This is a genomic window from Emticicia agri (genome assembly GCF_004168285.1).
Taxonomy (GTDB): Bacteria; Bacteroidota; Bacteroidia; order Cytophagales; family Spirosomataceae; genus Emticicia; species Emticicia agri.
This window is the reverse complement of record NZ_SEWF01000003.1, coordinates 107,971-130,684: the sequence shown is the minus strand read 5'-3', so window position 1 is coordinate 130,684 and position 22,714 is coordinate 107,971. Positions and strand designations below refer to the sequence as shown.

Genomic DNA, 22,714 nt, shown 5'->3' with positions numbered 1-22,714 from the left:
ATTGTTTATTTATATTATCAATAGCTACCTTTGATTCAAAGTGGCTTAAGTGCTTTTATACTCAATATTACTAACCCCAAATATTGACTCCTTTAAAAATTATTCCCCACGGGGTTGGGGATTTCAGACCCTATGAAAAAGACGATTTTAATTTCCACCGTCTATGGCTTACTAAATATGGGCTATCAGTCTTTTGCCCAAAACACAATTGCTTATACTGATCCTGAATCGTATTACCATAAAGGTATTGAACTTTTTCAGAAAAAAGTTTATGCACCTTCCCGCGAGGAATTCAGGCAATACATAAAATCCACGCAGAAATCATTAAATGCTAATGAATTTAATCTGACAAATGCAGAATATTATGCGGCTTTGGCAGGATTGTATGTCAAAGCACCTGATGCCGATATTGAAATTGAGAGATTCGTTGTTAATCACTCAGACCACCCGAAGGCAAAAGTAATTTACGGAGATTTAGGTAACTATTTCTATGCTGACGGAGACTATAATCGAGCTATTCAATACCTCGAAAAAGCGATTAACATTAATTCTTCATCTGCTATAGCTTTAGAGTATAAGTATAAGTTGGCAATAGCTTATTATCAGACCAATAATTACACAAAAGCACTGCCTTTATTTAATGAAGTAAAAAGCCTTGCTTCCGATTATTCCATCCATGCCTATTATTATTCAGGAGTGATTAATTACAAAAATGCTAATTATGATGCCGCCTTGTCTGATCTAAAGAAGGTGGAAAATGTAGCTCCTTATAAAACAGAAATTCCAAACTGGATTGCTAATATTCTTTATGTTGAGAAAAGATATGATGAACTTCTGGCCTATACCGAGCCTATTATTGAAAAACCAAATGGTAGAAAAATAGATGATATGTGTTTGGTTACTGCAGAGGTTTGTTATTTCAGAGACGATTTTGTAAAGGCTGCAAAATATTACGATAAATTCAGGACTTTTAGAAAAGGAACTGTCTCTAATCAGGTTACTTTCAGACACGCTTATAGCCTTTATAAAATAGAAAACTATGAAAAGGCCATTGAAAATTTTAAGAAAATCGCCGCGCAAAACAACGAATTGGGTCAACAAGCTGCTTATTATCTGGGTATTTCTTCGTTAAAAGCAAATGACTTAAATGCAGCTTCTGCCGCATTTGAAAGAGCAAAAAATAGCAATTTTGATAAAATTGTGCAAGAGGAGGCGCAGTTTAACTTCGCAAAAGTAGCCATAGACTTAGGCAATAGCCAACAAGGAATCACAGAATTAGAGCAGTACCTGAAAACTTATCCGGGCGGCAAATATGAAGATGAAGCAAGTGAGGTAATGAGTGAAGTGATGTTTGATGCAAATAATTATGCTCAGGCTATAGCTTATATTGAAGGATTAAAAAAGAAGTCGCCCAAACTTAATGCAGCTTATCAGAAACTTGCCTACAATCAAGGAGTTTTAGATTTTAATGCAGAGCGTTATACAAGGGCTATTCAGTATTTTGAAAAATCTCTTACCCAACCTATTGATAATGAATTAAAACAAAATGCCACTTTCTGGAAAGCTGAGGCATCGTATGCAGCTAAACTGCCAGAGGCTGGCGATTACTATAAAGACATTATTAACAGCAGTTCCAGCGAGACCCTTAAACAAAAAAGTAAATATGCGCTGGCTTACCTGAATTACAATAATAAAGACTACAGACAAGCAGCCAATTATTTTAAAGAATTTGTTAAAGGTAAAAAAGATGAATCAAATCGCCAGAATTATGAAGATGCCATCGTAAGAATTGGAGATTGTAATTTAGCAATCAAAAATTACGAAGAAGCAATCAGATACTACGATTTAGCCATCAAAGAGAACAGAACTGAAAAAGACTATGCCATGTATCAAAAAGCACTAACACTGACCTTTTTAGGCAGAAATCAAGAAGCTCTTCAAATCTTTGATAGAATAGCAACCCAATATCCAAATTCAAGATTAGTGGATGATGCTTGGTTTCAGAATGCGACTTTAGAATTAGATAAAGGTAATTATCAGAGTGCTGTAAATCTTATAAGTAAAATGGTTAGGGAGCGCCCCAAGAGTGGTCTGATTCCACAAGCTCTATTGAAGCGTGCATTGGCGTACGGGAATCTAAAAAACTATGAAGCTGCGCTAAATGATTATAAAGTCATTGTAATAAGATACGGGAAAACAGATGTGGCTGAAAATGCACTCTTAGGATTGCAGGAAACGCTCAACACTTTAGGGCGACCTGAAGAGTTCTCTTCAATTGTAGATGAGTATAAAAAAAGTAATCCGGGTAGCGGTTCTGTTGAAAACCTGGAATACGAAACAGCTAAAAATCTATACCTGAATGAAAAATATAGCAATGCCGTAGCCGCTCTGATAAAATTTATCAATAATTATCCGGGAAGTTCAAGTATGTATGAGGCTAAGTATTATTTAGCTGATTCGTACTATATTCTGAATGACAAACCAAATGCCTTAAAGTATTATAATCAGGTAATAAGCGATAACCGAACAAGCTTTGTAACAAAATCAGCTTTAAGAGCCGCCAGTATTGAAACTTCTTCAAAAAACTATAAAAATGCTATAGCTAATTATCGTGCTGTGCTTATTTCATCAGCCAACAAACGAGATATGATTAATGCCTGGCAAGGCTTAACTGATGCGTATTATTTTTCAGGTAATCAAGACTCTGTAATTTATTATGCAAGGGAAATTATCAACAATGGGGGTAATATTGTAATGGGGGCATCAAATAAAGCTCAATTATACATTGGAAAAGCCTATCTGGCAAAAAATGACTTTGTAAAAGCAGAGGAGGAATTTAATAAGACTATTGCAATGGCCAAAGACAATAATGGCGCAGAAGCAAAGTATTTTATCGGTGAAATGCTTTATCGTCAGAAGAAATACAAGGAGTCAATTAAATTATTGCAAGAACTGGCAGCTGAATTTTCGGAGTTTTTGTATTGGTATGAAAAAGGTTTTATACTGATTTCGGATAATTATGTTGCATTAAATGATTATTTCATGGCGAAAGCAACCTTGAAATCAATTATTGAGAATTCAGAAACCCCAGAAACCGTTGATGTTGCCAAGAAAAAAATGAAAGAAATTGAAAATAAAGAGTAATGATTTACTTATGCTTTTCTGATTTTTTAAAACATTAAAATATTCCTTTATGAAATTCCTGATGCAAACCAAGTCTATAAAAACCATAAATTTCTTTTTACTTGTTATAGGTCTAAGTTTTATTATATTACCATCATTTGCACAAATAGATGATGATATTATTATTACCAAAGACCGAAAAGTTGAACTACCTCCTGCGAATAGGGTTTTTGAAAAAATCCCTCCTTTAAAATCAAGCTCTGATGAAAAACAGATGAAATATACTTTTTTTGACCGTAAACCGAAAGGAGTTGAAGAGGTAAAATTCAGCCCGAATGTGGTGGCTCCCGAAGGAGGAAATAAAAAAGAAGAAACAGAAAGCTATAATAATTATGTAACAATTGGAGCAGGGAATTATGGGCGAATTTTAGGAGAGGTTTTTTTAAATTCTAACCAAGAAAACAACTTGATTATCGGTGTTCATGCCTACCATAATTCAACCATGAGAGGGCCAGTTGATGACAAAAACTCTGCTAATATGTATGATAAGGCAGAAATCACCGGAAAGTATATTGCGCAGAAATTTCAGGTAAATGCTGGTGTTAATTATAACAGAGACCAATACTATTTTTATGGTTACCAAAGACCACGTGAAGATTTAGATCGTAAAGACATTCGTCAGATATTAAATATAGTGCAATTTAATGTTGGCTTCGAAAATACTGCACCGAATCCCCGCGTTGATTATTCATTGAAAACTAACCTGAAGTCTCTAAAGAATATTTATGGCGCGCAAGAAACCGACTGGGCCTCAAACTTTAATACTTATTTCCCGATTATTAATGAAAAATTTGTTGCTGTAATTGATGCAGAGGCATTTATCACTCAAAGAAGCGATTTAGAGGTGGACAAAAGAAATCTTTTTAGAGTAGAACCGACGTTTAAACTTAATTTTAACAGTTTTGGTGCCAGTATTGGTTATAAAGCGGTTAATGAATTTGATGAGATTAAAAAGATTAACCGTACTAAAGGCTTCCCAACAGTTGAATTAACGTATAAATCTCCGAGTTTGCTCTATTTCTTTGCTGGTATGGATGGAGATATTGTAAGAAATACCCTTGGTAGCATGTTAAATGAAAATCCTTATTTAAAGTCTCAGGTGAGATTAATGAACACTGAAAAAAGTCAGGAGTATTACGTCGGTGGAAAAGGAGATTTAGGTTCTGGGGTAAGTTTCAACATCAGAGGAGCGATGGGTTATTATAAAAACTTATATTATTTCAATAACTATACGCCTGATTTTGGCGAGGCATTGGGCGATACAGCTAAATTTAATATTTTATATGACAGTTTAAGAACTCAGTACTTTAACTTGGTTGTTCAACTAAACTATCAGCCTGCCGAAATATGGCGTACTTACATAAAAACAGATATAAACCACTATCAAAGAAGAAGTTTTGAACAACCGTTTCATAGACCGTTAGTTACGGCTAAATGGGGAAATACTCTAATCGTATCAGACCGACTGTTGGCAAATTTAGATTTGTATTATTTTGGCAAAACATACGCCAAAAATCCAACCACACAAGAACTTATGACGAACAAAGCATTTTATGATCTTAATGCAGAGTTTGATTATTTATTCAGCTCACAATTTACTGCTTTCGTGAAATTAAATAATATATTAGGTAAGAAGTACGAGCGTTTTCTATATTATCCGCAACAAGGTTTAAATTTTCTTGTAGGTGTCAATTTTTCATTTTAATTTAGCATAAAGATTGCTCCCCAAATAATGTTAAGCCCTATGAAGCCTGTTGCAGAATACATCAGAACACTACTTTATGAGCATGATTACGTAACTGTCCCTAATTTTGGGGCATTTATCGCTAATTATATGCCATCAAGTTTTAATGATATCAGCGGTTCCCTTATGCCTCCTCAGAAAAGAATTGCTTTCAATGAGATTTTAAAGCAAGATGATGGGCTATTAGCTACCTATATATCCAGAAGAGAAAGTGTAACAATTGATGAAGCAAAAAGAACTATTCAGAATTTTGTAACTGAAATTAAATCATCATTAGATAATGAGAAATCATTTCATTTTGAAAAAATCGGGGATTTTTCATTAAACGAAGAAAATAATTTAGTTTTTGACCCTGACCGAAGAAATAATTTCTTTAGCGAGAGCTTTGGCTTCGATAGCATTTTTCCGAGAAAGGTCGAAAAACAGAACTATAAATTAAGCAAGACTTTTGATGCGGATGATGATGAAATGCTTGTTCATGATAGTTCCTATTCAACTACTGGGACACATTCAAAGTGGACTTATGTTTTATATTCGTTGCCAGTATTATTGTTATCGTCAGGCCTGTTCTTTGTATTGTTTTCAAATTCAAAAGGTGACGAAACCTCCACAAAAAGTAGTTTTAATCCTTTAGATTATATTCCAAGAAGAGAAGAGTCTGCTAATAAAGTAGTTAAAGATACTGATAAAACTTCTCCTTCTGAGTATGAAATTATTAAACCCGTTTTCAATAAGAAGGAGGTTTTAGAGGGAAAGAATGAAGAGATTGCTCCAGTTCTTAAAACTGAGACCAAGAACACTGAAAACATCACTGAAACAAAGAAAGAACAAAAACTTCCTGAAATACCAAAGAGTGACGAGACGAAATCAACAATAATTAACACAGAAAAGCGTTATTTAATTGTTTCCGGGATTTTTAGAAGTAAAGAAAACGTAGAAAAGCTTAGTGCGAATTTACTTAAAAATGGTTTTTCACCAAGAGTTGTGCAGTTTGGCAGCCTTATGAAAGTAATTGCTGCTGAATCTGATACATTTGAAGAGGCTCAGGTAATTGCAGAAAGACATCAGAGCTTGTTAGGCGAGAAACCAGCCATAGTTAAGAGTAAATAGAGAGTTTTCGATATATTTTTGAACCTGTAAGCATCACTTACAGGTTTTTTTATATTTTCTTGTTCAACAATAATTTATATTATAAATGCAAACAGCAACGCTTTCCGAAGACAATAAAAAGAATCAACCTTTGGCGTTTGTTATTAGTCTGGTTATTTATGGTTCTTTTCTAACCATTTTATTTTTTCTGAAATTAATGTACACACCTCTTGAAGAACCGGAGGGTGTTGAATTAAATTATGGAATAGATCTGGTGGGTAGTGGAGATATACAAACAACCAATAAAGCAAATCCATCTCCCAATAATTATGATGTAAAACCGGCAGCTAAGCAAGAGGAAGCAAAACTACTAAAGGTTAAGCCTGTGGTTACTCCACCTCCGGTAGCGGAAAAACCAATAAAGGTTAAAGTGAAGGAGGTACAGGCTAAACCTGTAATTACCTCAAAGGAAGACAGCCCGGTTGAAGAAAAAGAGAATGATAAACCTGTAAAGAAAATAGAAACCAAACCTGTTGTAAAAGTAACTCCTGTAGAAACTAAAGCTAAAACAGAGGCACCAAAACCTGAGCCGGTTAAACCAGAACCTCCTAAAAGAACTGTAGATGACGGTTCATTATTCAAGAAAGGATCAAAAGGTTCTAATGGTGCCAATGGCTCGAATTCTAATTCAAATGGAACCATTGGTACCAGAGATGGAATAGGTGGCAACAATAATGGTGATGGAAAAAAGGGAGAAGTGGGAGATAAAGGAGACCCAAGAGGGACACTTGACGGAAAAAGCCTGTATGGTAATCCTGGCAAAGGAGGAGGTTCAGGCGCGTCGATCGGTGGTTTAAGTGGTTGGAATAAAAGGAAATTGTCCTTACCAAATGATGGGTCAAGTGAAACGGGTAAAATTGTTTTTAAAGTAACGGTTGATGATTCAGGTGATGTGGTCGGAATTAGTGTAGTTGAATCAACAGTAAGCCCTGCAGTGCAAAACTTTTATAAGAATTACATCCAACAAAAACTAAGTTCCGTATTGACTCCGGCAGGGACACCACCACCAAGAGCAAGCGGAACTATTACTATCAATATTCAATCAGGCAACTAATTAAGGAAAAGCTAAAGCGAATATTTAGAAATCTTTAGTATTTTTGCAGAATACAAACAAGGTGATTTAATTATCACCTTTTTTTATTTGTAATGAACTACGAAGAAACGATTGATTATCTGTACCACATGCTCCCGGTTTTTCATAAAGTAGGAGCAAAGGCGTATAAACCGGGTTTTGAAAATATACTTGCCCTTTGTGAGCACCTTGGTAATCCTCAGAACAAATTTAAAAGCATTCATATAGCAGGTACAAATGGGAAAGGAAGCACTTCTCATTATATGGCCTGCATACTCAATTGCGCAGGATATAAGACAGGCCTTTATACCTCTCCACATTTAAAAGACTATACAGAAAGATTCAGAATAGATGGTAAATCTATTGAAAAGGCGAAGGTTGTAGACTTTGTTAATATAAATAAAGACTTTATAGAAGCACTTAAACCGTCTTTTTTTGAATTAAGCGTTGCGCTTGCTTTCAGTTTTTTTGCTGAAGAGAACGTAGATATAGCAGTCATAGAAGTCGGATTAGGAGGAAGGCTTGATTCAACAAATATTATTCAACCTTTACTTTCTATCATAACCAATATTGGATTTGACCATATGGATATTTTAGGAGACACCTTACCAAAAATTGCATATGAAAAAGCGGGAATTATTAAATACCAAACTCCGGTTGTAATATCAGAGCGAAATCAAGAGACTGCACCAGTTTTTATTGGTAAAGCTATTGAACAAAATTCACCAATTTTTTTTGCTGAGGATAAATACAAAATTTTAGAGAATAGAACATCTTTATCATGGAACTATAGTTTAATGGTTGATGTGTATGATAGAGAAGGTAATATAAGACTTGAAGCAGTAGAGTCTCAACTAATTGGCAATTATCAACTAAAGAATTTAACCGGAGTTTTTCAATCAATTGAGGTATTAAAAGGTATAGGATTTACTATATCCGATGAGGCTTTAAGGAGAGGAATTTCCAATGTAGTTTCCTTGACAGGTTTAAAAGGTCGATGGCAAATTTTAGGTGACAAGCCACTCACTGTTTGTGATACAGGTCATAACGAACATGGTTTAAATATCGTATTAAATCAAATAGAGAAATTAGAAAAGACTGGATATATTAAGGGTCAAAAATATTTTATATTAGGATTTGTGAAAGAAAAGAATGTAGCAGAAATCTTACAGTTGTTTCCTAAAGAGGCGATTTATTTCTTTTGTCAGGCAAATTCACCTCGTTCTATGGCCTCTGAGAATTTGATAGAAATTGCTGAGTCGATAGGACTTAAAGGATATTCAATTCTCAGCGTGAATGATGCACTAGAAAAAGCGAGAGAAATTGCCAGAAAAGAGGATTTTATTTACATAGGTGGCAGTACATTTGTAGTAGCTGAATTAAGTGAACTATAAGCATAATATTTTTTTTAAGAATAATACTTTTAATAATTTTAATAAATTCTAATTAAGTAGGAGAGTGGCACGACAAAAATTACCCAGATTTATACACAATGCTCAGGCTGATAATGTAATTGAGAGAGGGAAGGAATTATATACTATCGTAAAAGGTCAATGGAGAAAAGAGTATTTTAGAAATGATAATCCAATCGTGTTAGAATTAGCATGTGGGAAAGGAGAATATACTGTTGGATTAGCTAAGAAATTTCCTGAAAAAAATTTCATTGGGATAGATATCAAAGGCGATAGGATTGCTCGCGGTAGCAAGAGAGCTATAGAAGCAGGATTGAAAAATGTGGCATTTTTGCGAACTCCAATTGCCTTTTTGGAGGAATTTTTTAAAGAACAAGAAGTTGATGAAATTTGGCTTATTCATCCTGACCCACAACCAAGAGACAAAGAAGAAAAGAAGCGACTAACCAATACTAATTACCTGAATTTGTATCGGAAAGTTTTAAAATCGAATGGAAATTTCTACTTCAAAACAGACAATTGTGGTCTTTTTGAGTACTCCTTAAAGACATTTGTAGAGGCTAATTACACTATATTAAGGTATACCACTGATTTATATAATTCTGAATTGTTAGCAGAACATCATTACATAGTGACACATTACGAAAGATTATTCGTTGAAAAAGGATTTAAAATAAATTATTTAGCTGCCAAACCATAAAAGAAAAAGGTCGATTTTAGGATTATAAAATCTTGAAATCGACCTTTTTTACTGTTAAACTAATACTATATGAGTGTAGCAAAGTACTTTACCGTTCTAACTAATTGACTCACATAACTCATTTCATTATCGTACCAGCTCACAGTTTTAACTAATTGTTTGTCACCAACGGTAACAACTTTGGTTTGAGTGGCATCAAATAAACTTCCAAAGTTAATACCAATAATATCACTGCTCACAATTTCATCTTCGGTATAGCCGAAACTTTCATTGCTTGCTGCCTTCATTGCCGCATTAACTTCTTGAACAGTTACAGTTTTATCTAAAACAGTTGTTAATTCAGTTAAACTTCCTGTAATTGTTGGAACACGTTGAGCACCACCATCAAGTTTACCTTTCAATTCAGGTAAAACTAAGCCAATAGCTTTTGCTGCACCAGTGCTATTTGGAACTATATTGGCAGCAGCAGCTCTCGCTCTACGTAAATCACCCTTCGCATGTGGAGCATCTAACGTATTTTGGTCGTTTGTATAAGCATGAACAGTAGTCATACTACCTAATATAATTCCAAATGTGTCATTAAGTGCTTTGGCCATTGGGGCTAAACAGTTGGTAGTACAACTTGCACAACTAATAATAGTTTCACTACCATCAAGTATTTCATGATTTACATTGAATACGATAGTTTTTAAATCTCCTGTAGCAGGAGCACTAATAATAACTCGTTTTGCTCCGGCCGTTAAATGTGCGGCAGCTTTATCTTTATCAGTAAAAAATCCAGTACATTCTAAAACTACATCCACTTCATGAGTTCCCCAAGGAATTTCTGCCGGATTCTTTTGAGCATAAATTTTGATTTCTTCTCCATTAACGAGAATGCTATTATCTGTAGATTTTACTTCTGCATCAAATCTACCTTGAGCACTGTCATATTTTAGCAAATGAGCAAGAGCTGATGGGCTGGTTAAATCATTAATTGCAACTACATCAATTCCATCCATATTATAAATTTGACGATAGGCGAGTCTTCCAATTCGTCCAAACCCATTAATAGCTACCTTTATTTGTGACATTTTAAAATAATTTGGTTTAAGTGGTACGATAGTGCAAGTTAAGAAGATTTTTATATTAATGAAAGACAATAAATGAATGTAGAATAATTAATTACTAATTAGTGTTTACTAATATTTTTAGTAATTTTAACCAAAAAGCTAAATATTAATTAGTAATTAAAACTAAAAATATTAGTTAATTATGACTATTATATTTTAGTTTTAATCTGACCATTTAATGATTTTGCATTATTCGAGTTTAATCGTTGATTTATATTGCAAAAAATGCTTCTGTAACCAGAAAAACAGAGCAATCGCTGAATGATTTAAATGTTTTATCATAGGTTTAATTGCTATCTCAGTTTTTGCTTTGATATAATTAGTAGGGGAGAGATGCATGCAATGCAGCACTACTTAAAATACTGACAACCTTAGAACCGCATCTGTGTTTTTTAAATATATTATCTTACCTTTGTATTTATGTATAGTAAATGTCACTAATTTATTTATATTTACTTAAAAAATACTTAAAATTTAATCATAAATAATTGACTATAAACACTTTATAATTTTTATATTAATATTTTAAATAACCATAAAATGTCTTTAAAAACAGTTATAGAATCTGCTTGGGAAGATCGCTCATTAATTAATGACCCCGCTACTAAAAATGCAATTGAAGAAATAATTAACCAATTAAACGAGGGAATCATCCGCGTCTCTAATCCTAATGAAGATGGAACCTGGACCACAAATGATTGGGTAAAGAAAGCCATTATACTATATTTTCCTCTGCAACAAATGAATATTCAGGAAGTAGGCATCTTCGAATATCATGATAAAATGAAATTAAAAACAGGATACGATAAGATTGGTGTAAGGGTGGTTCCTCCCGCAGTAGCGAGATATGGGTCTTATTTAGCTAAAGGAGTTATTCTAATGCCTTCTTATGTTAATATAGGGGCGTATGTAGATTCAGGAACTATGGTAGATACCTGGGCTACAGTAGGTAGTTGCGCTCAAATAGGGCAAGATGTACATTTAAGTGGTGGCGTAGGCATTGGAGGCGTTTTAGAGCCTGCACAGGCCTCTCCGGTAATCATTGAAGACGGGGCATTTATTGGCTCCCGTTGTATAGTTGTAGAAGGAGCAAGGATAGGCAAAAGAGCCGTCTTAGGAGCAGGAGTAACTATTACCAGTAGTTCTAAAATTATCGATGTTAATACCGGCCAGGAGTACATTGGTTATGTTCCTGATAACTCTGTAGTTATCCCTGGCATGCTACCTAAAAAATATCCTGCCGGAGATTTTGGAGTACCTTGTGCCCTTATCATAGGCCAGAGAAAAGCAAGTACAGACCTTAAGACCTCTCTGAATGAAGCACTGAGAGAAAATAACGTCTCAGTCTGAATTAATTTTAAATTGACCTTATAAAGGCGGTAGTAATCAACTACTGCCTTTTTTGTTACGAGTTAGGCCAGAATACATACTTCATTAAAGAGAATTAAACTATTTATGTGTAGAGTCAATTTCATTATTAAGAAAATAACCAAGAGATTTAGATATACATTAAACCTTTAAGGAGGAAAAATAAAGGACGCTATCCATGCTTAAATAGTTAGTCATATAATATACTGTCAGTTTGTCTATATAAATAAAACATAAGGTTGCTATTAATTGAGATTATCTATTAACTCCGAGTCTGGATTTACCTTTAGCGTTTTCTATTTTCTATCACATTTTACTTGCCATATATACTTCAATAAAAAAGGGCTAAATAGTTATAAACTAAACATAGGCCTTTTGATAGTACTAAAATAAAAAAAGCCCAATCTAAAAGAAGATAGGACTTTCTGACGATTGAATCCCAAATTGTTGGCATTTCTACCTACAAATTAAACCTTTACTTAAATTTATCTTTAATGAATTATGTTTGAAAGCACGTAAGCGTGATACAAATTTAGTTTACATCTATTAATAAACAAGCTCCGTTTGTAAATATTATTCTTTTTTTTCTTGACATTATTAAATATAGGTTGAATTTATCCTAATAAGCTTTTTTCCATACTGTGTGATTTGTGTTTCGTCCTCCGAAATTTCAATGAGAGCACTCTACGCTACTTATAACTTATCTTCTACTTCTTATAAACACATATTAAATCATATAATTCATTGAAAATAAGGCTATTAACAATTATATTTCATATGTAAACACATACTGTTTACATCTATACAAATATATTTACAAAAGTATTTGGTTTTCATTTTTAAACAATTTATATTTGTAATGTGATGTTTATAATTGTTAATTAACATTTAGAATTAGTGTTTACTTTTGTTTACATCTATTATTTATAAATATAATTGTAAACTGTTTATGAAATTAAATGAGAAGATTCGCCGATTTATTAATGACAAAGATTTGACCTCTACTAAGTTTGCAGATGAAATTGGAGTGCCCAGACCGAGCATATCACACATTTTATCTGACAGAAATAAGCCCAGTTTAGAGATTGTTCAAAAAATTTACAAAAGATACCCTGAACTTGGCTTCGATTGGTTTTTAGAAGATGAAGAAAATGAGACTCAAGCATTATCACAAGTCACTAATAATCAAGCAGTTACACAACAAAAGAGGCCTATATTTGCCTCCCGAGAATCGCTTGAAAGGAAAATTGCGGATAATGCTACACCACAACAAAATCTCAGCAGCACAATTTTGCCTAATTTCGGGCATGGTAATGTAGCAAGAATTATTGTTGTTTATACGGATGGAAATACTCAGGTTTTTGAGTCGAGCAATACATGACAATTTGTCAGAGTGTCGGATAAACAAAAGAAGACTATGTTTTAGCTTGGTGTGATTGATTGAATTTCATTCTAAACTCCAGTTGCATGTTTATTCAAAATTTCACCAAGCTATTATACTTAATTGAATTGAATCAGTTTTTGACGAAAAGGTAAATCATGCAAACTATAAAGTCTAATCAATTCTCCATTAAAGTTTTATAGTTCGTGAGTTGCTCCAAGGCTAATAGAGTAAGATGCTACTTCTTACTTTTCGTATTACAAAGATTTTAATAATGCCTTGTCTGTTAAACTTCCAGTAGTTGTTAGAACACGTTGAGCACCTCCGTCAAGTTTACCTTTCAATTCAGGTAATACCAAGCCAATAGCTTTTGCTGCACCAGTACTATTAGGAACTATATTAGCAGCATTTCTTAGTCTGCGTAAATCGCCTTTGGCATGGGGAGCGAACATCCGTAGAAGAAACGAAATAGATAGTTAAATAAAAAAACATTCTATCTTATTCAGCTTAGGTTGTCTTACCAATTGCCTTTTATATATTATCTCAAGGAAGCTTGAAAGCTGAGTCCTCATTAATTTAATTGCCAGCAAAAATCTTAAACAATAGTAGTTTCCTTAGAGCGGCTTCAATGAAGCCTTCAGCAGGTAGTTCAGATAAACTTAAGTTTCAGATTTTTAAATTTATTCAAATCAGAGTTAAGACCATTAAATAAACCTTATAGCTAATTGCTCCATGTAGCCATTATAAAATTAAAGAGATAGCTTACTTCTCTAAGCCTATTACTTATAATCTTCCTCTCGATAATTATTTGATGAGTTAATATTCTCATAACTGTAATTTGAAAAATCTTCCGGCCTTTAGATTGTAAGTTTAGTACACTTGATAGATCTTAAAACGCAAATGAATTTTAAATCTTTCTGACTAAATTCAAAGAAGGGAAATACAGAAGAAATCAGGAGCAATGTTTTTGAACTTAAGTTTTCGCTCTGCCGATTTATCAGACTAAGTATTTTTGATAAATTATTTGAGAACACATTACTCTATTTTATTAGTTGCTAAGGTATCGTTTTGTGTAAAGTAGATTTATTAATCTTACAAATTATTGTAGTTATTGAAATATCTAATTTTATTCATTAAGAATAACTTTTAATCTTCGCTTTAAAACACTTAGAAAGCAACCCTTTTTAAGGCACCAAATCTTCGATTTAAGGCAACTTCACATATCAAATAGGGTAGTAGCTCATTTTGGCAGCTAAGCTCATTAAAACAACCTATATAATGAGTTGCAAATACAAACTATACTATTAGTACATAAATAAACTTATTAAACATTATATACTTATTATGCATTCAAAATATATTTTTATTTTTAGATTTATTTATACTTATCATAATAATACTATTATTTATACATATTATCTTTATTATTGAAATAATACATATTATAAATTAAATACTTTTATTAAGTTTAAAACTTAATTAATTAATTATACATACCATTAATTAAATAAGTTTCATAAAAATTATAAGTTTATTATATATTGATAATAAAATAAGTATATATAAATTATAACATTATTTAATATAAGTATGTATTTTACTTTTTTTATTAATTAAAATACCATTATTACTTATAGATAAGTATTTATATTTTATAAGAATTATATATTTATTACAATTACCTCTATAAAAACATTCTATACATATTATAAAGATATTATTAACTATAATAAGTTATTAATTAATATTGTTACTACGAATGATTTGTTCTATATTGCTGCACAATATTATTCTTATATACAATGACCATTAGTGTAGTAAACAACAAAGGGGGAGTGGGTAAAACCACCTCTACTCAAAATCTTGGTGCTGCCTTTCAGAAATTTGCAAATGCTCGTGTACTGTTCATTGACCTTGACGGACAAGCCAGTCTTACAAGATGTTTTGGTGTTCAGGAATCCCAGGTTGGAAAGAACCATGTAGGTAATTACCTGAGTGGCGAATTTCCTTTTGAAAGTATTGTAATAAATACAGCAATAGGAGATTTATTACCCAGCGCCGCCGAGCTTAATTCAAAAGAAGATGCAATCAAAGCCTCACCGGTATTTCCTTTCAACCTAAAGCTACTATTAGAGAAAGTAAAAAAGAACTATGATTACATTATGATTGATTGTCCTCCCACACTTTCAGGAATGACAAGAGTTGCGCTTATAGCCTGCGACATTTATTTAGTGCCTCTACAAGCAGAATTTTTAAGTTATGAAGGGCTCAGGAATTTCTTAAATTATTCTTCAGAACTACAACTTATTAGTCCTCAGACCAAATTAGGTGGTGTTTTTGCGACCAGGTATAATCCTCGAATAAACAAGAAACTTAGTAACGATATTATCGAAGCTACAAAACAGCAATTAGGCAGTTCATTTTTTACTACAACTATCAGAGATAATATTGCTATTTCTGAAGCTCAGGCAAACGGAAAAGATATTTTTTCTTACTCACCGGAAAGCAATGGTGCTATGGATTATTATCAATTAACAAAAGAGATTCTAAAAAGTATTAATAATTAAGCAGAATATTATTAAAATCAACTTGTTGAGAATCGTCTGTATCAAATTAAATTAAAAAAAATGGCAAAGAATAAAAATTTCACCTTTGAAAGTTTAGTTCCTACAAAAAATACTGAACAATCTACGGCAACAGTTAATCAGCCGGCAGCGATAGCTGCTCTACAAGACAACGGGCCATCAACTAAAGTTACATTCGATTGTCCGAACGAATTGGTTGAAACCATGAAAGATTATGGTTACTGGGAAGGCATGTCGCAAAAGGATATAATTATTGAAGCCTTAGGCGTGTTCTTTGAAGATAAGAAGATAAAGGAACGGCCAGAGAAAGTTAAAATGCGTAAAAAAGTTGGGCGAAAACCAAAAGCATTAAAAGCTTTTCTTAATTAAGAATATTTTTTCTTACACAGATTTCAGAAGGAGAGAAAAAGAATTTAACAAATTATCAACAAATGTTCCACGTGGATTTTTTATTTTCCACACCTTTTCCCCTGTAGAATAGATTAAAATATATGTTATATAATTTATATTATGTTAAATAGGAAATTTAAACCTATCCTATTAATACATTATATGATTTAACAAATTATTTTCATTATAATATAATTATTCTAAGCAAAGTCTGAATATTCTCCATACTGAGACTCAAAAATATAGGACAAAAGATAGTTCATTAAGATTTATATAACCCAATAAAAAAGCCCTTAGAGTTGTTTCTAAGGGCTTTTTTCGTTTTATCCGATTCTTTATTTGCGTTTTGCACACTGCTCAAGAACTGTAGTTAAACTTGTCAGACTATTAGTTAAATCTTCTTCAAGTGCTTTTCCTTCTTTGTCTCTGACAGCCTTACACGTATCAAAGTATGGTTTTGCCTCAGCGAATTTAGCACATGCTTTATCTTCTATTGCTTTACCACTTTTTTGATACTCTTTCATATCCATTTTATCTACTTCTTCTTTAATTTTTACAGCTTGATTGAAGTAATAAACGCCTAAATTAAAGTTACAGTCATAATTAGTTGGGTCTATAGCCATAACTTTCTTATAAAGCTCTAATGCTTCCTCTTTCTTACCGCTATTATCATAAAGAATTGCCAGATTTAGCATATTATTTATATTATTAGGGTCTGAATCTACTAATTTCTTCAATTCAGCAATTGCTTCGTCTGAATTTCCGCTTGATAATTGAACGTTTACAAGAGATCCCTTCAAGTCTTTATCATTAGGATTAGCAGTAATGCCTTTTTTTAATACTTCTACTGCTTTAGCTGTATTTTTTTCACCTTTGTAGATTTCTGATAAACTATAGAATACAGCCGGATCTTTACCTCCCTGTTCAATAAACTTATTAAAGTAAATTTTAGCAGCCTCGTTATCTTTGGCTTGTTGTCCTACTATACCTGAATACAATGCTGCAGTGGTATCTTTAGGATTTACTTCAGAAGCTAATCTGAACAATTTAAGCGCATTTGGGAAATTTTTAGAATTATAGAAACCTGCGCCTTGTTGCATTAATGCTGAATAGATTTTCTGACTCGTTAAAGCGGCCTCAATATCTTTAGCACCTTTCCCTCCTGCTTCAACTTCCAGTGCCTTTTTGTAAGTATTGTATGCTTTTTCTGATGCCATTGAGTCTTTACCGCAATTAATAGCCATATCTTCATAAGCAGTAGCAAGTTTAACCCAGGTTGAAGATTTTGCACCTTTTTTAGCATCCAGACTTGCTTTTTCACCTTTTGCTATTTCATCAGCTGCTGATTTACATTGTGCATCGCGAAGCTGATTATCAAGTCCTGCTTGTGCAAATACGCCTGCCGTAACCATTGATAAGACAGACACAAAAATGGTTTTTTTCATATTTGAGTTGATTTTTTAAAATACTTAAACGTTTAGGGTTAGACAATATTATTTCCCGAAAAATATATATTTTCGGGAAATTAACAAAGTATTAACATAAAAACTCGACATACTCCCCTACTCTACTGACGTTTCTGTCTCGGTTGATACACCTGAATTGTCTCCACCTTCTGCAGTTTCTTCCTCGTCTTCTTCACGAATAATACGAGTAACCGAAGCAATATCATCTGTATCATTTAATCTAATAAGCCTTACTCCCTGTGTATTACGCCCCATAACTCTCAGATCTGCAATTTTAATACGAATAGCAATACCATTTTTAGTAATAATCATCAAATCATCATCATCTGTTACCTCTTTTATGGCAACCAATGTACCCGTCTTATCGGTAATATTCAATGTTTTCACACCTTTTGCACCTCTTGACGTAATACGATAATCTTCTATATCAGAGCGTTTTCCGTAACCTTTTTCTGAAACAACCAGTAGCTGTGTATCAGCTCTTGAAACACAAACCATTCCAATTACCTTGTCATCTCCTTCCAGACTGATACCTCTTACACCTGTGGCTGTACGTCCCATTGGGCGTGTACCCGATTCGTGAAAACGAACTACTTTACCATTTTTGGCGGCTATTACTATATTATTGTCTCCATTAGTAAGCGCTACATCCAGCAGGTTATCGCCTTCATTAATATTAATAGCAATAATTCCTCCCTGACGTGGCCGAGAATAAGCTTCTAAAAGTGTTTTCTTTACAGTACCGTCTTCTGTACACATGACTATATAATTGTTATTAATATAGTCTTCATCAGTAAGTGTAGTTACGTTCAGAACAGCCTGAATCTTATCATCAGATTCAATATTAATCAGGTTCTGAATGGCTCTTCCTTTAGCTGTTTTACTACCTTCAGGTATTTCAAATACTCTCAACCAAAAAAGTTTACCTTTTTTAGTAAAGAATAAAAGATAATTATGATTTGTGGCAGCAAACAAATGCTCGGTATAGTCCTCGTCTTTTGTTTTAACACCTCTTGAGCCAGTACCACCTCTCCCCTGTGTTCTATACTCCTGCAATGCTGTACGTTTGATATATCCCTGATGTGAAATAGTTACAAGCATTTCATCATCTGGAATCATATCTTCGATACTGAATTCTCCTGCAGCCATTTCAATTTTAGAACGTCTTTCATCACCATAGCGGGCTTTTAACTCCGCCAACTCTTCTTTGATAATAATCCTTTTTCTTTCTTCTGACCCTAAAATGGCACGTAGGTCTTCAATCAGGTTTTTGATTTCTTCAAATTCAGCATTTAACTTATCTCTTTCCAGTCCTACCAAACGTTGCAAACGCATATCCAGAATAGCTTTTGCCTGCACTTCGCTTAAGATATTCCCACTTTCTGCATCAGTACTCAACTCATCAACAATCTGCAAGCGTTGTAAACCTTCTGTCAAGAATTTTTCTTTCTGCTGAGCAGTCATGAAATCGCCTTGCATTAATCCAGTTCTGGCTTCATCTGCGTCTTTTGACCTACGAATGAGTGTAATTACTGCATCTATATAATCTAATGCAATCAGAAGTCCGATTAAAATATGTGCTCTTTTTTCAGCCTCTTTTAAATCATATTGCGTACGTCTGGTAATAATTTCCAGACGATGCTCCACATAATAGCGAATCATATCTTTCAGATTCAAGGTAACCGGCCGACCTTTTACAAGCGCCACGTTATTAATACTGAAAGATGATTGAAGTTGAGTATATTTATACAGATTGTTCAGTACCACATTAGGTACAGCATCCTTACGTAAGTCATATACGATACGCATACCATCTCTGTCAGACTCATCTCTGATGTCTGAAATTCCCTCAATTTTCTTTTCATTAATTAACTGAGCTGTTTTCTCAATCATCATGGCCTTATTAACCATATATGGAATCTCAGTAACTACAATCTGGTCTTTACCGGTTTTAGATACTTCAAAATTAGCCACAGAACGTAACACTATACGTCCTCTACCGGTTTCAAATGCCGACTTTACACCACTGTAGCCGTATATAATAGCTCCAGTAGGAAAATCAGGTGCTTTAATATGGTGCATTAATTCTTCAACCGTAATTTCTGTATTATCCACATAGGCGGCAATACCATCAACCACCTCAGATAAATTATGAGGTGCCATATTTGTAGCCATACCTACTGCAATACCTGCTGAACCGTTCAATAAAAGGTTGGGTATTTTACCCGGCATCACTGAGGGTTCTTCTAAGGAATCATCAAAATTAGGCTGAAAATCAACAGTTTCTTTATTAATATCGGCAAGCATTTCTTCCGCTATTCGCTTCAAACGTGCCTCTGTATAACGCATTGCGGCAGGTGAATCGCCATCAATTGACCCAAAATTACCTTGCCCATCTACCAAAGTATAACGCAAAGACCACTCCTGAGCCATACGAACCATGGTATCATATACCGATGCATCTCCATGTGGGTGGTATTTACCAAGCACCTCTCCTACTATACGTGCTGATTTTTTATAAGGGCGATTGTGATATACGCCAAGTTCTGCCATACCGTACAATACACGGCGGTGAACGGGTTTAAGTCCATCTCTAACATCAGGTAAAGCACGTGAGATAATAACAGACATTGAATAATCAATGTATGCTCCACGCATTTCGTCTTCGATGTTGATTGGGATAATTGTGCCGTTGTTGGAAGATTCTGGGATTAGATTTTCTGTTTCCTCAGCCATTAGCCTTAAAATTTTCTTTTTTTAGAAGGATAAATATAACTTTTTAACTATATCGTTGTACTATTCTCAATAGTAGTTATACAAATTTAATAAAATAATCATAGACTAACAAGATTTTTAAGTATTAATATCGAATAAATAATATAAGTATAGTATTATTTATAACATATATACAAACATAAAGTAATATACTATTTATAAGGCAATACATTTTATATAAATAAATACATTTAATACAAAAAAGGCTTAAAAAAAATCACTTGTTTAACACAAGATAATCTTTTCTAAGCCTTAAATTTTTACTCGTTAAACCTTATCTTCTCCAATGCCCCCTCCTATACACGTAGCCCCTTGACGTTTGTACATATCGGCTTGGAACCCATACTTTTCTGTAACGTGGAGCTGGTCTATAGTATCCATTTCTCCAGGTATAGACCCCTCCTCTGGCAACATAATGTCCGGGAATCCAGACATAAGAAGGTGATGGTGGAGCTGGCATAGTTTCAACTACGGCGGCCGGAGGGGGTGTTGTTATAATCTCACCTGAGCAACCAGCCAATCCAATTGGAAGAGCAAATACTCCCAATAGAAATAGTTTATTTAAAATTTTCATGGCGTCTCTTATTTAAAAACCCCATAGCTTTATTAGTAGCTTGGTTTTCGTTGTTTGGCTAATCGTGCGAAAGATTTATTATTAGCTTACAAGGCTTAATTAATCTATTCTTGATTGATCCTGGTCTTCGGAGTCATCTTGTACTAAATCTGTATTAACTTCTTCAGAATGATTATCACCTCCTAAACTATAATAATTATTCTCTTCGTCTTCAAGACCTATTTCTTCCTCTTCATCATCGTATTCTGAGCCGGGTACATCTAAATCATCTCCGGTTCCCTGATGAGCATAATCGCCTTCATTCCAATCGTTACGTGATTTATCATTGGGTTGTTTCAGTTTATCTACATTTTCAGGATCAATATTATCTTCTTTAATCCCCCTGCTGTAAATATCTTCTGAAGCTGGATATAACGGATATCCTGGAAATTCAGTCTCTTTTGCCTTTTCCTTAGGCTTTTGATCAGTTTTCATAACTCCTCCTTTTCTTATATTTAACCCTCTTACAATAATAACCCTCTTACAATAAAAGGATAAGAAGTAGAATCACAATCAAGGCACCGGCAGAAATATATACACCCCCACCTAATTGCGCTGCTTGGGTTTTCAATGCTCTCACCTCTTTACGTAATTCTCTTTTTTCTTTGGCAGTCATTTCTGACTTATCCATTGCTTTAATTTCTTCTAATCTTGATAAGATGGCTTTACCCTCTTCAGAGCCCATCAATTTTTCTTTCTTTGAAATCTTAGCTGGATTTTCTGTAGTAGCAGACGGTGTAGCAGCATTAGCACTAATAGAGATAAATAAAGTTAATACAAGTGCTACGATCGAAGAACAAAAATTCTTTTTCATGTTTTTAAATAATTTAAGTTATTATGGAATTAATTAGTTGCTAAATACGATAATCTAATATTTGTTGTAATTAACTATTCGTATTTGGACATAATAACAAAAAAATCAAGCCATAACCACAAAAGAGTTTCTTGGCTATTTTTTAAATAAATAGTGTAGAATTAATTACCCATTAGAAAGAATTAAGCCGCTTAAAAGTTAAATAAATGGGAATGGTATGGATAATAGAATGCTGATAAGCAAAGCTTTTGATTATTTGTAGCAGTTATTTAAGCAAATCTGGTCTTCTTTCTTGTGTACGTTTAATAGATTGCTCCAGACGCCAGTCGTTAATTTTTTTTTCGTGACCAGACAAAAGTATCTCAGGGACCTTTAATCCTTCAAACTCTGCAGGCCTTGTATAAACTGGTGGAGCTAAAAGGTTATCCTGAAAAGAATCTGTTAAAGCCGAAGTTTCATCATTGAGCACTCCTGGAATTAATCTTATAATGGCATCAGAGACAACCGCAGCAGGTAATTCACCGCCAGATAAAACATAATCTCCGATTGAAACCTCCTTGGTAATAAAATGTTCTCTTACACGTTCATCTATACCTTTATAATGTCCACAGAGAATAATCAGGTTTTTAGTCATTGATAATCTATTTGCTGTCCTCTGGTCAAATACATCGCCATCGGGCGTCATATAGAGAATTTCATCATAGATCCTGAATGATTGTAAATGACGGATACATTTAGCAATTGGCTCAATGCCTAATACCATTCCAGCGCCACCACCAAAAGCATAATCATCTACTTGACGATGTTTGTTTTCAGAATAATCCCTCAAATCATGAATAATTACCTGCGCATGACCTGCTTCTTTTGCTCGTTTCAGAATAGAATGGTCGAAATAACTATCTAATAAACGAGGCACACATGAAATGATATCAATACGAATACCACTACTG

17 protein-coding genes and 1 pseudogene are annotated in these 22,714 nt (G+C 33.7%); 10 read left to right on the top strand and 8 right to left on the bottom strand.

Annotation, left to right across the window (positions count from 1 at the left end; all coding sequences use genetic code 11):
- Positions 1-132 precede the first annotated feature (132 nt).
- From EWM59_RS02765 to trmB, 6 genes are all read left to right on the top strand, one after another.
- The gene (locus EWM59_RS02765; protein ID WP_130019422.1) at positions 133-3,144 is read left to right on the top strand and encodes a tetratricopeptide repeat protein; all 3,012 of its coding nucleotides are present in this window, start codon (positions 133-135) and stop codon (positions 3,142-3,144) included.
- 49 nt (positions 3,145-3,193) lie between these two features.
- Positions 3,194-4,888: a TonB-dependent receptor gene (locus tag EWM59_RS02760; RefSeq protein WP_130019421.1), complete on the top strand. Its 1,695-nt coding sequence runs from the start codon at positions 3,194-3,196 to the stop codon at positions 4,886-4,888.
- A 39-nt stretch (positions 4,889-4,927) separates the two neighbouring features.
- The gene (locus EWM59_RS02755; protein WP_130019420.1) at positions 4,928-6,037 is read left to right on the top strand and encodes an HU domain-containing protein; all 1,110 of its coding nucleotides are present in this window, start codon (positions 4,928-4,930) and stop codon (positions 6,035-6,037) included.
- A gap of 85 nt (positions 6,038-6,122) precedes the next feature.
- Positions 6,123-7,130: a cell envelope integrity TolA family protein gene (locus tag EWM59_RS02750; protein ID WP_130019419.1), complete on the top strand. Its 1,008-nt coding sequence runs from the start codon at positions 6,123-6,125 to the stop codon at positions 7,128-7,130.
- 92 nt (positions 7,131-7,222) lie between these two features.
- Positions 7,223-8,542, top strand: coding sequence for a bifunctional folylpolyglutamate synthase/dihydrofolate synthase (locus tag EWM59_RS02745; protein WP_130019418.1), 1,320 nt, complete (start codon positions 7,223-7,225; stop codon positions 8,540-8,542).
- 64 nt (positions 8,543-8,606) lie between these two features.
- Entirely contained in the window at positions 8,607-9,260 is a 654-nt protein-coding gene (trmB, locus tag EWM59_RS02740) for a tRNA (guanosine(46)-N7)-methyltransferase TrmB (protein ID WP_130019417.1), read from the top strand.
- A 65-nt stretch (positions 9,261-9,325) separates the two neighbouring features.
- Here the strand turns inward: trmB and gap are convergent, their stop codons facing one another.
- Entirely contained in the window at positions 9,326-10,333 is a 1,008-nt protein-coding gene (gene gap / locus EWM59_RS02735) for a type I glyceraldehyde-3-phosphate dehydrogenase (RefSeq protein ID WP_130019416.1), read from the bottom strand.
- Between the two features lie 579 nt (positions 10,334-10,912).
- Between gap and EWM59_RS02730 the strand changes: the two genes are divergently transcribed.
- The gene (locus EWM59_RS02730; RefSeq protein WP_130019415.1) at positions 10,913-11,722 is read left to right on the top strand and encodes a 2,3,4,5-tetrahydropyridine-2,6-dicarboxylate N-succinyltransferase; all 810 of its coding nucleotides are present in this window, start codon (positions 10,913-10,915) and stop codon (positions 11,720-11,722) included.
- A 967-nt stretch (positions 11,723-12,689) separates the two neighbouring features.
- A complete protein-coding gene (locus EWM59_RS02725; RefSeq protein ID WP_130019414.1) occupies positions 12,690-13,121 on the top strand; it encodes a helix-turn-helix transcriptional regulator in 432 nt (143 codons plus the stop codon).
- Positions 13,122-13,402: 281 nt separating this feature from the next.
- Here EWM59_RS02725 and EWM59_RS02720 read toward each other — a convergent pair.
- Positions 13,403-13,567 (bottom strand): annotated as a pseudogene (locus EWM59_RS02720) (type I glyceraldehyde-3-phosphate dehydrogenase); the annotation flags it as partial.
- Positions 13,568-14,923: 1,356 nt separating this feature from the next.
- On the opposite strand from EWM59_RS02720, the gene EWM59_RS02715 reads away from it, so the two are divergent.
- Both EWM59_RS02715 and EWM59_RS02710 read left to right on the top strand, forming a co-directional pair.
- Positions 14,924-15,688, top strand: coding sequence for a ParA family protein (locus EWM59_RS02715; RefSeq protein ID WP_130019413.1), 765 nt, complete (start codon positions 14,924-14,926; stop codon positions 15,686-15,688).
- Positions 15,689-15,748: 60 nt separating this feature from the next.
- Positions 15,749-16,075: a hypothetical protein gene (locus EWM59_RS02710; protein ID WP_130019412.1), complete on the top strand. Its 327-nt coding sequence runs from the start codon at positions 15,749-15,751 to the stop codon at positions 16,073-16,075.
- Between the two features lie 356 nt (positions 16,076-16,431).
- Here EWM59_RS02710 and EWM59_RS02705 read toward each other — a convergent pair whose 3' ends face one another.
- From EWM59_RS02705 to trmD, 6 genes are all read right to left on the bottom strand, one after another.
- Positions 16,432-17,541 carry a tetratricopeptide repeat protein gene (locus tag EWM59_RS02705; RefSeq protein ID WP_130019411.1) on the bottom strand — a complete coding sequence of 370 codons (1,110 nt, stop codon included), beginning with the start codon at positions 17,539-17,541 and terminating at the stop codon, positions 16,432-16,434.
- Positions 17,542-17,658: 117 nt separating this feature from the next.
- Positions 17,659-20,298 (bottom strand): DNA gyrase subunit A, encoded by a 2,640-nt coding sequence (gene gyrA / locus EWM59_RS02700; RefSeq protein ID WP_130019410.1) that lies wholly within the window; start codon positions 20,296-20,298, stop codon positions 17,659-17,661.
- Positions 20,299-20,611: 313 nt separating this feature from the next.
- A complete protein-coding gene (locus tag EWM59_RS02695) occupies positions 20,612-20,911 on the bottom strand; it encodes a YXWGXW repeat-containing protein (RefSeq protein WP_130019409.1) in 300 nt (99 codons plus the stop codon).
- Between the two features lie 99 nt (positions 20,912-21,010).
- On the bottom strand, positions 21,011-21,385 hold the full coding sequence (locus EWM59_RS02690) for a hypothetical protein (RefSeq protein ID WP_130019408.1): 375 nt from the start codon (positions 21,383-21,385) through the stop codon (positions 21,011-21,013).
- A gap of 46 nt (positions 21,386-21,431) precedes the next feature.
- A complete protein-coding gene (locus tag EWM59_RS02685; protein ID WP_130019407.1) occupies positions 21,432-21,764 on the bottom strand; it encodes a hypothetical protein in 333 nt (110 codons plus the stop codon).
- Between the two features lie 265 nt (positions 21,765-22,029).
- Positions 22,030-22,704, bottom strand: a complete 675-nt coding sequence (trmD, locus tag EWM59_RS02680) for a tRNA (guanosine(37)-N1)-methyltransferase TrmD (RefSeq protein WP_130019515.1) — start codon at positions 22,702-22,704, stop codon at positions 22,030-22,032.
- Positions 22,705-22,714: the final 10 nt, after the last annotated feature.